The organism is Lysinibacillus sphaericus (assembly GCF_000600105.1).
Classification (GTDB): Bacteria; Bacillota; Bacilli; order Bacillales_A; family Planococcaceae; genus Lysinibacillus; species Lysinibacillus sphaericus.
Window position 1 is genome coordinate 2,575,548 of the sequence record NZ_CP006837.1, and the last position, 12,378, is coordinate 2,587,925.

Annotated in this window: 13 protein-coding genes; 5 read left to right on the plus strand and 8 right to left on the minus strand. The window is 32.5% G+C overall.

Going from position 1 to position 12,378, the window contains the following annotated elements:
• Positions 1-200 precede the first annotated feature (200 nt).
• Positions 201-1,250 carry a P1 family peptidase gene (locus tag T479_RS12220; protein ID WP_025219763.1) on the minus strand — a complete coding sequence of 350 codons (1,050 nt, stop codon included), beginning with the start codon at positions 1,248-1,250 and terminating at the stop codon, positions 201-203.
• Between the two features lie 862 nt (positions 1,251-2,112).
• On the opposite strand from T479_RS12220, the gene T479_RS24200 reads away from it, so the two are divergent.
• Positions 2,113-2,241: a hypothetical protein gene (locus T479_RS24200; protein WP_255313819.1), complete on the plus strand. Its 129-nt coding sequence runs from the start codon at positions 2,113-2,115 to the stop codon at positions 2,239-2,241.
• Positions 2,242-3,605: 1,364 nt separating this feature from the next.
• Here the strand turns inward: T479_RS24200 and T479_RS12230 are convergent.
• The 6 genes from T479_RS12230 to T479_RS12255 all read right to left on the minus strand — a co-directional run bounded on the left by T479_RS12230 (position 3,606) and on the right by T479_RS12255 (position 9,056).
• Positions 3,606-3,827 (minus strand): hypothetical protein, encoded by a 222-nt coding sequence (locus T479_RS12230; RefSeq protein ID WP_025219765.1) that lies wholly within the window; start codon positions 3,825-3,827, stop codon positions 3,606-3,608.
• A 261-nt stretch (positions 3,828-4,088) separates the two neighbouring features.
• Entirely contained in the window at positions 4,089-4,541 is a 453-nt protein-coding gene (locus tag T479_RS12235; protein WP_025219766.1) for an OsmC family protein, read from the minus strand.
• 294 nt (positions 4,542-4,835) lie between these two features.
• Positions 4,836-5,360 carry a hypothetical protein gene (locus tag T479_RS12240; RefSeq protein ID WP_025219767.1) on the minus strand — a complete coding sequence of 175 codons (525 nt, stop codon included), beginning with the start codon at positions 5,358-5,360 and terminating at the stop codon, positions 4,836-4,838.
• 195 nt (positions 5,361-5,555) lie between these two features.
• Positions 5,556-6,914: a (R)-1-hydroxy-2-aminoethylphosphonate ammonia-lyase gene (gene pbfA / locus T479_RS12245; protein WP_038509721.1), complete on the minus strand. Its 1,359-nt coding sequence runs from the start codon at positions 6,912-6,914 to the stop codon at positions 5,556-5,558.
• A gap of 252 nt (positions 6,915-7,166) precedes the next feature.
• Entirely contained in the window at positions 7,167-7,400 is a 234-nt protein-coding gene (locus T479_RS12250) for a DUF3953 domain-containing protein (RefSeq protein WP_025219768.1), read from the minus strand.
• A 1,047-nt stretch (positions 7,401-8,447) separates the two neighbouring features.
• Positions 8,448-9,056 carry a hypothetical protein gene (locus tag T479_RS12255; RefSeq protein WP_038509724.1) on the minus strand — a complete coding sequence of 203 codons (609 nt, stop codon included), beginning with the start codon at positions 9,054-9,056 and terminating at the stop codon, positions 8,448-8,450.
• A 328-nt stretch (positions 9,057-9,384) separates the two neighbouring features.
• Here T479_RS12255 and T479_RS23745 point away from each other — a divergent pair, with 328 nt between their 5' ends.
• Positions 9,385-9,525: a hypothetical protein gene (locus tag T479_RS23745; protein WP_158497890.1), complete on the plus strand. Its 141-nt coding sequence runs from the start codon at positions 9,385-9,387 to the stop codon at positions 9,523-9,525.
• Between the two features lie 511 nt (positions 9,526-10,036).
• Here the strand turns inward: T479_RS23745 and T479_RS12260 are convergent.
• Positions 10,037-10,402: a DUF3986 family protein gene (locus tag T479_RS12260; protein WP_025219769.1), complete on the minus strand. Its 366-nt coding sequence runs from the start codon at positions 10,400-10,402 to the stop codon at positions 10,037-10,039.
• A 162-nt stretch (positions 10,403-10,564) separates the two neighbouring features.
• On the opposite strand from T479_RS12260, the gene T479_RS12265 reads away from it, so the two are divergent.
• The 3 genes from T479_RS12265 (at position 10,565) to T479_RS12280 (ending at position 12,275) form a co-directional block, all read left to right on the plus strand.
• Positions 10,565-11,125, plus strand: a complete 561-nt coding sequence (locus tag T479_RS12265) for a GNAT family N-acetyltransferase (RefSeq protein ID WP_025219770.1) — start codon at positions 10,565-10,567, stop codon at positions 11,123-11,125.
• 82 nt (positions 11,126-11,207) lie between these two features.
• Positions 11,208-11,408, plus strand: coding sequence for a hypothetical protein (locus T479_RS12270; protein WP_025219771.1), 201 nt, complete (start codon positions 11,208-11,210; stop codon positions 11,406-11,408).
• A 336-nt stretch (positions 11,409-11,744) separates the two neighbouring features.
• The gene (locus tag T479_RS12280) at positions 11,745-12,275 is read left to right on the plus strand and encodes a GNAT family N-acetyltransferase (RefSeq protein ID WP_025219773.1); all 531 of its coding nucleotides are present in this window, start codon (positions 11,745-11,747) and stop codon (positions 12,273-12,275) included.
• Positions 12,276-12,378 lie beyond the last annotated feature (103 nt).

The window sequence follows — 12,378 nt, forward strand, 5'->3', positions numbered from 1 at the left end:
TTCATTTTCTCGTCTCCTAGTAATACACTTAAAAAATCATATCGAACAAGTAGTTTATAAGACGCGGGTCGTATCGGTCTGTCTTTCCCTAATCTAATATATAGGATTTTATAAATACCAAGTGAGTATATCGTTTGATGCAAATGATATATTTGAGTCATTTGATATTTTATTAAGTGGTTCTTTTTTTATCCGAACGCTTATTTCAATATTTCCGATAAGCGATCTAACGGTAATGCATGTACCTTCCTTTGCTTATTTCCTTGTATTGTTTCAGCCATACACATAGAATTTAGTATTGATTCCTTAACAGCTTCAATTACTCCCTCAAATATTGAGTCTAGTTGTTCTGAAGGAAACATATTTAGTGTTGTAATATTCTCATCATCATAAGTATATTGATTACCTGTAGAGAAGGTCAGGAAGAAGTCCCCGCTACTTTCTTCACCAATGGCTCCCAATTGTGACATTGCTAACGATGCTCTTTTAGATAATCTTTTACATTGTGAAGGCAATAGTGGTGCATCTGTAGCAACCGTGACTAATAAAGAACCTGCATTTTCAGGTGTATCCCATGGTAATGATACTTCATTTTTATTTAAAAACTCACCAACTGGCTTTTCATTTATTTTTAGGTCTTCTCTTCTTCCGAAATTGGATTGAACTAATGCACCGACCGTAAATGTACCACACTTGCATTCAACTATTCTGGAGGAAGTTCCTATACCACCTTTAAATTCAAAGCAAATCATTCCTGTGCCACCACCGACGTTACCTTCTTTAACTTCGCCAGATTTTGCATTAGTTATAGCCTCAATTAAATCTTCATAGTTCATAGTTGTTTTTTGGATATCACTTAACCAACCGTCCCATGTCTCAGCTACAACTCCATTTGAAAATGGCTCTAATCCTTCAATATCTCTAGTTGCTCTTGAAAGATGATGATGTGCTAATCCAAGTAGATGACTGCCTGTAAAAACAATAGGTGATACTAATGTACCCGTTTCTTCAATCCAATGACTACCTGTAAATTCACCTGTTCCATTCAATGTAAATATCCCCGAAGGAAAGTGGCATCCAGATAATTCCCCGTTATTGGGTAATATAACTGTGACTCCGGAGCAAACCTCTTTATTTACGAGCGTTTTATGACCCACAATAACTCCCTTCACATCGGTAATGGCGTTATATTTTCCTGGACTTAATTTCCCAACACTAAAGCCTAATTCTCTAAATCTTTTTCTTCTCATTTAAACGCTCCCAAATTTTAAATAATATAAATTGCTTGCAAATAAAATATTGTTAACTCAAGGCTAATGAAAATTGTATCTATGTAACACATTTAAATCATTATTTCCAATACTACCATTTTAGTATTTTTTTAACAAATATATTTTTAATATTGGATACTACAATCTTTTAGAAAATCACCTTTTATAAAAGGGCATTAAGCCCCCATCAATATCTATGTAATTACACCGTTTTTTGTTCAATTATAATTCTCTTTCGTAACTTTAATTTGCCCTTGTTTTCCCATCATGTATGCCCGCCAAAGATTTGGTATTATGCTTTTAAGAAGGCTTAAGTGGTTCACATTGCCTCCACAATTATTCATAGGTTTTTATAACACCAATTGCGTTACCTATATCTAAGTCTTTTACTCCAATTCAATTTGTAAAAATTTTTTATTGATTGTTTTTATTAAAAAATACATATTATTCAAAACTATAACTAAAGGTGGTAAATTTTTTTAGCAAACACTTCCTAAACCAAAAGAAATTACTTTAAATAATGGCTGGACAATCATTGAACACAAACCCATGTCTATATTTGTTATTGATAACTCTGATAAGTACACTGTTCTAGATTGGGATAATGACTAAATGTTAATTCTGACAGCAGATAAAATTCAGTTGATGTTTACAGTTTTAGATATGGATTAAAGTAAAAAGTTTATCTTTCTAATCGATCATTTACTGTATTTGCTGAACCTGACGAAAAGAATGGAATATCGAATTTACGATGCTTAATCCAATTCAAACCCTAGCGTGTGAAGACGCTGCGGCTTTTTTTGTGTTACAATAAAATTAACAAAAATTAGGAGGTTCACTTATGCTTGGTATCACGTACATAGCCTTTACTTTCGCTATAGCAACGTCAGTCATTGTCTTACTTAATGACATGAAAATTAAGAAATTAGAGAAACGGATCGAAGTACTTGAAAGAAAAAAGGGATTTTAATATATAGTTGAATTATAGGGGGATGTTTTAATCATTCTATTTTCATTAATTACGCATATTGTTCAGTAAGCTTTTTTGCTTTCATGACATTAATACCGCTATACATTAGTTAACTAAATAGCGAATTTTTGTTACCATATTATAAATGCTATTATTTGGAGGTGTTTTTTTGACTGACAAGAATAGAACATTACTGAGCTCGATTAGTGGTTTAGCATTATGTTCAGTAGGAGCATATAGAATCTTTACACACAACTTAGAAGCTATGTCAATTCTAGTGGCATATATTTTCTTTATTGGCGGATTGATAGGCTGTGTTTTTAGTGTTATAAAGTTGTTTAGGATTGAACAAACTTAGTGTTGCTTTATTGTAGCGCTATGCTTATTGCTATTGCCTAATTTCTTTCAAACTTTCAATATCTACTAAAATCTATATAACGAAAGAATAGTTATTTGCCTCTGTAGCTGTAGAAGGGAAGAGCGCCGGAAAACATTGTAGCTGCCGGGTCGCAAGGCAAGGGTTTCAGAAGCACCGAAAAGCAAATGAGCTGAAGCAGGTGAAATTCCTAGCTGGTGAAAGTCCGTAGGGAAGCGTGTTCCCCCTAGCCTATGCTTACGAAAGGAGTGCGGGTTCGAATCCCGTCAGAGGCATCGATCTCCTATCCATACAATTGTTTTGCAGAGTCTTTGAAGTCTCTATTCTTTGGTGTATCTTGTATAACCACTCCTTTTCTAGGGTCTGCTAATATGTCGCCTAAGTGATTCCTCGTATTTCAATTTTGAGTACTTGTTTGCCCTCCTACAAAATTTCTAAAATTTAGGATTGTATGTATCCGCGCTAAAATTATTTGAGTATTGAGCCAGTTGTCATGTAATGCTGTACGATTCATCACGACATAGTTATTATTTTGAGCTACTCAGATAATCCCAATTTGTCCTCACCCTCCTTTTTCGTGTTACAAAATGCCATTAGAATGGGGTATTTCAATTAGGAAATAAAAAAATTTCCCGGGTAAGCGCAAGAAATGACAAAAAAATAACTTATTGAATTAATGCGAATTTTGCTCTTCTTTTGCTAATAAACAGGCTTGTATTTAATATAATGAATATCTTATTTATCAATTTTGACAATCTAAATTTATGGTTTATCAACTTTATAAATAGATATAAAACCAAAAGCACATGAATAAACATGTGCTTTTGGTTTTATCAAGAGAAAACAAGTATTTTGCTATGTCAACTTTATCAAGATACTCCGCCCCATTTTTTGTAGGACGTCGTTGTCTTCACTCCATGGAATGACAAAATTAAAAAGGGCTAGAAAGCATGATTAGGATAAGTACCATAGCAAAATCCGCGTTTCATCACCATTTCTCATTATATTTATGCTCTTTAAAATGAATGTACTCTGTATTTTTGATTCTCGTCCAACTACTAATAGCATTCAAGATTATCATAAAGATTACAAATAAAACTGAACCTACGACGAAATGCCCTAAGAAAAAAGTAACAAAGGCCGCAACCAATAGTGCAATTATTATGACAATTGCTAATATTTGTAATTTACTCTTCTTGTTTTCATTCATCGACCCAACCTCCCATTAAACATATTTCATCACCTTTTAACATGTTAATATGGTTTATTTTACTACGTTCTAAAGTATTACACAAAAATATACTCATCACTAAAAATAGAGACGTTTATGTATGTCTTGCCCCAGTATGTAAGTAACAAGGGAGGAAACACTTAGTGCCCCTCCCTCGCAGTATACAAAGTTAATTGAAAATCGTTTGGAACATTCTGAATATCTAGCTTACAATTATATTAGGCATTACATAAAAATAGATTAAACTACAGAATTCTCAATAACAATTCCTGAAGACACAAGATTTACTGTATTAGCAATCGAATCACCTACAGGGCAACGTGCTTCAATATATTTTTTAAATTCTTCTACCTTTTCCTCTGATGCATTCGTTTTGATATGAAAAGTATATCGGATTGATAAAAATCCTGGTCTTACATCGGACTTGCCTAAAAAGCCATCTGTATCAAGGTCTCCTTCTAATTCCACCCAGAAATCTTGAAGGTCTATATCAAATTTCTTCGCATAAGTTCTTGCAACTATTGATTGACATGCCCCCAAAGCCGAAAGCAAGAGTTCTACAGGATTTGGAGCTTGATCATCTCCACCTAATTCTTTTGGTTCATCCACAATAATTTTATGTCCTCTAACATGAGCTTCTACCAAAACCTTTTCTTTTAAAAATGTGTTTGCCTTAAATGTTGTTATCGCCATTTACAATCACTCCTCTTTAGAATTTGACTACTTTTTTTATAATTACTGAATAAGGTTTTTATACCTTATTAAGTTTATAAGAATACAACGTTATTTCTTTTATGCTACTTCTAACTTTTTCTTTAGTCAACTACTAATTAAAAATTTTTAAAATTCAAGGATAGCAATAGCAACAAACCTATCCAAACAATCACTTCATTAGATTAATCACTTATTCAACGTATTCGCTGCAAACTTGTATGGCTCATATTACGTTTTATGGCAATTAGAAAAAAACTTCTTGTTTCCTATGGATTATTTTTTAACGTTATCAATTATTGTTAAGAAATACTTAGCTTGGGATTGTAAATGTTTTGATTTAACTGCTTTTTTAATTAAAAATAATATAACCAAAATATAAACAGCTTGCATAAAATAATAATAGGTTACTGGGAGCTGTTTAAATAAAATTTCTTTTGACATTTCTTTATAGATAAGTAAAAAAGCAAATAGTCCTACACCACTCAGGTTTAATATGGAAACTCTATCATATGTACATTCAATTTCTACTAATCTTGCCTTCAAAATTAATCGATCTTCTGTAGAAAGAGCTTGAATATTTTTTATATAACCTTTTATATTTGAATTTCTTGTCTCATATTTTAGGAGTCTGTTAAAAATAGTATAAAAACTATCTCCATTCCAATCTTTCCTTTTTAGGTGTTTACCTAAAAATTTTATTAAATCTTTATCTTTACAATTATAAATACATTTTATCAACTCCCTCTGATCTCTTGAATTAGTTCCTGTTTCTAAAAATTCACTATTCCCTCTAACCAATTTTTTACACCTCTTTTTTCACTATACCACATTTTTTCACCTTTACACACATTCTATTAAGGTGCAAAAATGTGTTAATAGTACCTACACTATCTGTTTTTTAATGCAATAACTTTTCACCTTATCCGCCATTGTTTCTTTATAAAAGAAAAACACCTCATATGAGATGTTTCATCAATTTTTTATAAATCTATATTACTGCTCTAAAACCTCTTGGATAGATTGGTCTAAAATATCCATTGCCAGCTCTAATTCTTGTTCCTTAATAATCAGTGGTGGCGTGAGTGTAAGCACATTTTCTTGTGATACTTTAAAACTTAATCCCTTCTCCATACATTTATACATTACTTGTTCTGCTTCGACTATAGCTTTTTCTTTCGAATGGCGATCCAATACTAGTTCTACGCCATATAAAAGACCGATTCCTCGTACATCACCTATAATTTCATACTGCTCTTGCATCTTTTCAAGTCGTATTCTCATATACTCTCCTAATTGATTAGCCTTTTCTATTAATTTAAAATCCTCAATATAATGAAGAGTAGCCAATGCTGCTGCACAGCCTAGCGAACTTTTTTCATGCGTATAATGACCAAGTGCAATATCTTGGGCAACATCAAGTTCTCCTTTTACGAGCATCGCCGCCATCGGAAACACGCCTCCACCCAATCCTTTTCCCAATAAAACAATATCTGGAATAACTCCAAAGTTTTCAAAAGTGAACATTTTTCCTGTTCGTCCTAAAGCAGTTGGAATTTCATCAAAAATCATTAATATATTATTGCTATCACAAATATTGCGTAAACGTTGATAGTACTCTTTTGGTGGGATATGCACGTCTGTACAACGAACAGGCTCTAAAATAATGGCACCGATTTCATTTTCTCTTTCTAGTATATACTCTAGATAATCAAGGGATTTAAACCTACCATTGTCATCATCAAACAAACCGCGATATGAATTGTAAGGCGCTATATGTAGACTCCCTGGCATTAATGGGCCCATACCGTTACGGAAAAGCGCTTCTCCTCCAACTGAAATCGCGTCTAAAGAGGCGCCGTGAAACGAATCCCACATCGATATCGTTTTAAATTTACCTGTTGCCTTTCGAACAAGCTTTAAAGCCATACCAACAGCTGAAGTTCCTCCAGGAGCCAAAAGTACCTTATTTAAAGGTTCTGGTGCAATATCAACTAATTTTTTTGCTAACTGGATTGCAACTTTATTTGTATAACGTCTTGGTGAGAATGGAAGTGTATCCAACTGCTCTTTTACGGCACGAATAACATACTCATTCCCATATCCTATTTGATGAACATTATTCCCATGAAAATCCATATACTTCCTTCCGTCTATATCCTCTATGTAAATGCCATAGCTTTTTTCTATAATATTTAAACAAGGAGTAGAAAGAGACTGATGTAAATAATACTTGGCATCATCGTTTATAAACTCAAAAGATTCTTTACTTAAATGATTTTCTTGCCAGACAGAACGAGTTTTTGTTAAATTAATATCCCCCTCTGTTCTTAAAACTTCAATGTTTTTATCCATGATTTTTTCTCCTCTCCTATTAGCTAATCATTTCTCTCACTTAAACAAACTAACATATGCTTTTTAATTAGATATTAATATTCTGTAAATCTTTTCACTTAATGATTTTGTTACACAGTTGTAGTGAAGCAATCATTATACCTAAGCTCATAGAACTCCGAAGAACCAAAGGAGATTTTAACAAAAAAAGACATACCAATAAGGCATGTCTTTTTGTTAATTTTCAATTCTATATCCCTTGCAGTCAATTATTTACCTATATATAAAACTTTGAATTGACACATATACTAAAAATAAAAATACACCTATTAAGAAACAGCCGTAAGCTTTTCTCTCACTTTGATATGCATTAATGCCTAAAGTTAACATCGATAAACTTAAGAAGAATATCGTTACGAAATTAAATTGATAATCACGTGTGATAAGTCCATAAGTTGAAAGCGCGATTACGATGATTCCAAAAACAATTGGTAGAATTTTCAGCATATCCTTTCACTCCTCTTTAAATTACATCTTTATTTATCATACAAAAAGATACTATGGAGATAACTATAAATTTCCAACTCATCTTCTTTACTTATCGTTCTCCAAAAGCATAATTGATGCAATGAAATGTTTTGGTATTTCGATGTTCAAATGCATTTTCACCATCCAACTTGTCTCTCTCCCGACTTATCCATTTACAATTTGCTTTACATCCTCAATTATTTCGTTAAGTTTCCACCACATGTTAGCCACTTCTACTAAAATGACTACCTTAACTCAAGACTTCCGCTTCTATCTGTATCACATTTACATAATAAGGTAATCTATATTGTACTAAAGCACTACCTTTTATAAGCGCAATGTATAGATTTCCCACAAAATTCTTTAATAACAATTTCACCATTGTTATACTTCTCTAATGATAATGCTTGATTATCTATTCCGCTTTGTGTTGATGCAAACGTCGACGTTTTTTGTGCTACAATTTATAGAAAATACATAATGAGGTTAACAATATGGCATTTATCAGGAAATATATCTATCTCTTCTACTTTTTATCACTATTTTTAATTTTATTGATTCGTGATTATTTGAAATACGGTAATTGGAACTTGCTTAGCAACTTTTTCTTTTCTTTATGGACCGTCCTTATTTTTGCTTTCATAAATTGGGCATGGACTAGTAAAAAATATAAAAAGCAATAGCATTTATCTCTATCTGTATCATATAACGACGCAGCAGCTTTTTTAAAGAAATTGACATCATTTGTAACAGAGTAATAGATTTGTAAACACCGTTTTAGCAAACCTTTTAAACTTGTTTAGCTTCCGATGAAATAATGGAATTATTACAGTATCAACAATTATTTTCTTTTGGATTAACTATTGCAACACCGATGGACTCCTAAGTCTGTTTAAATCATAGTTGTGCGTTATAAACCTATGATATGCCTCAAATTCCTTTTAGTGCAAAATAAAAAGCACTTTTTTAAGTGCTTTTACTCCTTGAAATTTTAAAATTAATTTTGCTCATTTAAATCATCTGGTTTTACGGATATACTGTTGTATTAATTACTTCACCATTTGATTCATTTTTATAAGTAACGGTTACTTGATTTTTTTCTAGATCTACTCCATTAAACAGTTGATAGAACATACCCATCAGAACAAGTTCAGCTGTAGCGTCGACGTCTAGGGTGTTTTCTAATTCTTCTGGGTTAACTAAAAGTGTGAACTCAGAATATGTATTATTGTAACTTATATCCTTAATAGAAGTAATCTCTTCATCTGTTTTAATCTCTTCTATGAACACGATAATCTCTTCTTCCATATCGTTCAAGATTTCTTTGTGCTGTGATTCAGACATTCTAAACGTTAAAGAACCATCATCGTTCTTAATTACTTCTTGAATACCCTCGTCTTTGGCATCAGCAATCACTGTATCTATATCTTCACCTTCAAAAAAATCAGCCGGTAACGTTACCTCAACATTTAATAGCTCTTTATCGACCTTAAGTGGTTTGCTCACAGAAGTCTTTTCAGTTGTATCTGCAGCAACCTCCTTTTTGTCTCCACTCTCCTTTTCTGAATCCGCACTACATCCCGCAAAAATAATTCCAAATAACAATAATAATGGTAATACTAATATTTTTTTCATAATTAATTCCTCCTCATAATAAATATACATAATTTGGAGTTAATTTACTAGTTATTTTTAGATAAACGCTATTAAAAATAGATTAGGGCTTTGCCTCCTTCTCTTCCCTTATACGAAAATAGACAGTAGGTTTCAGTCTATCTATCATGTAACTCGACTACTAAAGCATTATAAATACTTCATTAAGTCTAGATTATGCGTGGGTTTTCAATCATGAGGGAATTTTTTTATTGACTGGTTTTTCACTGGAAATACGGCTTTAACTGCATCAACTATATATGTAGCAGAGCAGAATAATGATGTTGCAATAACAATTTAGGAAAGTACAATGCGTTTAGATTTGTTAAACGAAGAGGTGAAAATTGAAAATGCTGATGTTGGAAATATAATTGTTACAAAAGGTGATTATATAGAGACTTTGCCAACGCATGCAATAGATAGTTATGGTAATAGCGTATTTAATTTATAAATCCGTTACTAGTGGACTGATTATAAAATTACATAGCGGGGAACAATCAGCTCAAACGACTAGACTGGCTGGCTCGTTCAAATATGGACATATACATTAGGAGTTCTTGGTGCAATAACTAGCTTAGGGTTAGGTGCTGGCGGAGGAGCTATTTGTAGGTACAGCGGGTGTAGCTATGTCAGGCGCGCTGTCCTCTTGTTTTGATTAGTATATGGGGGAATTGCGAGCTGGATTTAGCTCAATGTTTTAATGGGCCAATGATATTGGCTTATTATGTCTGTTATTGGTCATGTGAATTTTTTAACACTAGAAACAAATTGATATTGAGCTTTCTTGAATCCTTTAAATTTTGTTTAATTTTAAACATAGTGTTTGGCATTACTTATCAGCTTAAAACTAAAATAAATACTATAAAAGTTTTCAGTATAACTTTTATAGAGGATGAGATTACTCTCAGTTTGTCGCCAAACTCGGGTTCTGTAGAGGTTTTTTGGCAGTGATTAGCTGAAACCTAATGATCTTGGACTTTTACTTCATTCAGATGAAAGGTATTGTCCCCCTCCCTTATAACAATTAATTCCTCTTCTAATAAAAATTCTTTGAATAATTGATTTGCATGCTCAAAAGTTAAATTACAAATATTGTATTCTCTCACCATATACCCAAAATCTTGATCAAATAAAGCATACGTTTTTTTTAGGGATACATTATAAGATTCATTATGGAAAAATAAGCACCATGTCCCGCCACTTTTTTGTTTTAAAAAAATACCTTCAAATTCACCATTAGTATCATAAAATCCAACATGTAGATGGATATCTTCTTCAAAATTCATAGATAATGATAATGCTCCTTCCCTTCCTATAATAACTTTCATTTGTAAGGCAACTTATCCTCCCTTCCAGTAAGAACTGGAAGGAATACTGCTGACTTTAAATCCTTTAGTACGCTCTATACTTTCGACATACTATAAAATAAGAAAATATTTGATTATGATATTATAGTATAGTAGTTTTGTTGTAAACAAGGGGAGAATACAATGATATATATAAAAGGAAATAAAGTTACATTACGAACAGCTACTCCTTCCGATATTGAAAATATCTATTTTTGGAAGTATGTTGATGAGAAACAAGAAGCAAAGAAATGGAACGGTCCATATATTCCAGAAAAACATAAGTCTAAAGCTGCGTTTTTAAAGGAATGGACAAAAGATGAACAATTATTTGAAGATGTTCCAAGTTCATTAATCATAGCAGTAGACGAACAGTTTATTGGTGTTGTCGGTGCTTATTGGGTAGATAAAAATACTAACTGGCTTGAAACAGGGATTGTCACATATGATACAGCTTATTGGAATGGTGGTTATGGTTCAGAAGCTTATCGCTTATGGATTGACTATCTTTTTGAAAATACACCCCTCCATCGATTAGGGATGTCTACTTGGTCTGGTAATGAAAGAATGATACGAGTAGCCGAGAAATTAGGGATGCAATTAGAGGCAAGAATTAGAGATGCACGAATTGTTGATGGAAAATACTATGATGCTATAAAAATGGGGATTTTACGAAGCGAGTGGGAACGACAAGAAACGAATTAGTATCTATGATGCGCTGAAGAGATTAGACGCTATCATCAACTTTATAGTATAGTTAACATATATTACATAAAGAGGTGCATTTATGGAGAATAGTAAATTGATTTGTAAAGCTTGTGGTGGTGATTCCTTTGTAAGCGGTCAAGTTGGTAGTGAAACAAGTCAAGGTAATGTAAGACCTATTGGATCCGTATTTTCTGTTGGTTCTCCATACATTTTTAACTTTTGTAAAGATTGTGGTGAAGTAGCTTCCATTAAGGTTACAAAGCCACAAAAATTTACATAGCCTCTTTTTTAGGTTGATTTTAAAGTTACACTGATGCACAAAGGGTTGTTTCAATTGACAAAATTCGGAAAGTACTTATATATCACTTTCATTATGATCGTTTTTTTACTATCATCCATTTGGGATTATTTCAAAAATAATCATTGGGCTTTACTTGAAAACTTTCTTTTTTCCTTATGGATAGCTGTTTTTTTATTTATGGCAGCAATACTACTTAGAAAAACAAAAGTGAAAGAGAAATAACATAGACTAGAACAAAAACCTTGAAGGGACTGAACTATGCGCAGATGGCAATATTTTTTATCTAACTGATTAAAAATATTGGAGGTATAAGCATTGATAAAAGAACTACACACTCAAAGATTACATTTAAGAAGAATGGCTGTATCAGACTCACCTCACTTGTTTAAACTTTGGTCTGATCCAGATGTAACGAAATACATGAATATCACTACCTTTACGCATGAAACGCAAGCAACAGAGATGATTGAACTTCTAGAAGGATTAGCTCATGCTGGTGAAGCGATACGGTTTAGCATGATTGAAAGGAACTCCAACGAAATAATAGGAACATGTGGATTCAATTCAATAGACTTAGATAATGCAAAAGTAGAAATTGGTTATGATATCGCGAAAGCCTATTGGGGCATGGGGTATGCTCCTGAAGGTATAAAGGCACTTATTGAATATGCTTTCGAAACTTTAAAAATCAATAGAATTGAGGCAAAGGTAGAACCTGCAAATGTAAATTCTATAAAAGTGTTACAAAAGCTTCATTTTACATTCGAAGGAAAGTTAAGACAATACGAAAATTCAAAAGGGAATTTTATAGATATTAATATTTATTCTCTCCTAAAAACAGATTAATTTTTGAATTTGGCCTATATCATTTTTTGGTATAGGCTTTTTTGTTTGTCATATAAGGCGTATCCTTGCCTACTAAGTAATCTGGCTGTTTTTAAGTCCTGCC

Excerpts from the sequence above, each read along its gene's own strand:
- T479_RS12235 (WP_025219766.1), bottom strand. The coding sequence starts at position 4,541 with ATGGCGATAACAACATTTAAGGCAAACACATTTTTAAAAGAAAAGGTT.
- T479_RS12270 (WP_025219771.1), top strand. The coding sequence starts at position 11,208 with ATGGAGAATAGTAAATTGATTTGTAAAGCTTGTGGTGGTGATTCCTTT.
- T479_RS12220 (WP_025219763.1), bottom strand. The coding sequence starts at position 1,250 with ATGAGAAGAAAAAGATTTAGAGAATTAGGCTTTAGTGTTGGGAAATTA.
- pbfA (WP_038509721.1), bottom strand. The coding sequence starts at position 6,914 with ATGGATAAAAACATTGAAGTTTTAAGAACAGAGGGGGATATTAATTTA.
- T479_RS12230 (WP_025219765.1), bottom strand. The coding sequence starts at position 3,827 with ATGAATGAAAACAAGAAGAGTAAATTACAAATATTAGCAATTGTCATA.
- T479_RS24200 (WP_255313819.1), top strand. The coding sequence starts at position 2,113 with ATGCTTGGTATCACGTACATAGCCTTTACTTTCGCTATAGCAACGTCA.
- T479_RS12255 (WP_038509724.1), bottom strand. The coding sequence starts at position 9,056 with ATGAAAAAAATATTAGTATTACCATTATTATTGTTATTTGGAATTATT.
- T479_RS12260 (WP_025219769.1), bottom strand. The coding sequence starts at position 10,402 with ATGAAAGTTATTATAGGAAGGGAAGGAGCATTATCATTATCTATGAAT.
- T479_RS12250 (WP_025219768.1), bottom strand. The coding sequence starts at position 7,400 with ATGCTGAAAATTCTACCAATTGTTTTTGGAATCATCGTAATCGCGCTT.
- T479_RS12265 (WP_025219770.1), top strand. The coding sequence starts at position 10,565 with ATGATATATATAAAAGGAAATAAAGTTACATTACGAACAGCTACTCCT.
- T479_RS23745 (WP_158497890.1), top strand. The coding sequence starts at position 9,385 with ATGCGTTTAGATTTGTTAAACGAAGAGGTGAAAATTGAAAATGCTGAT.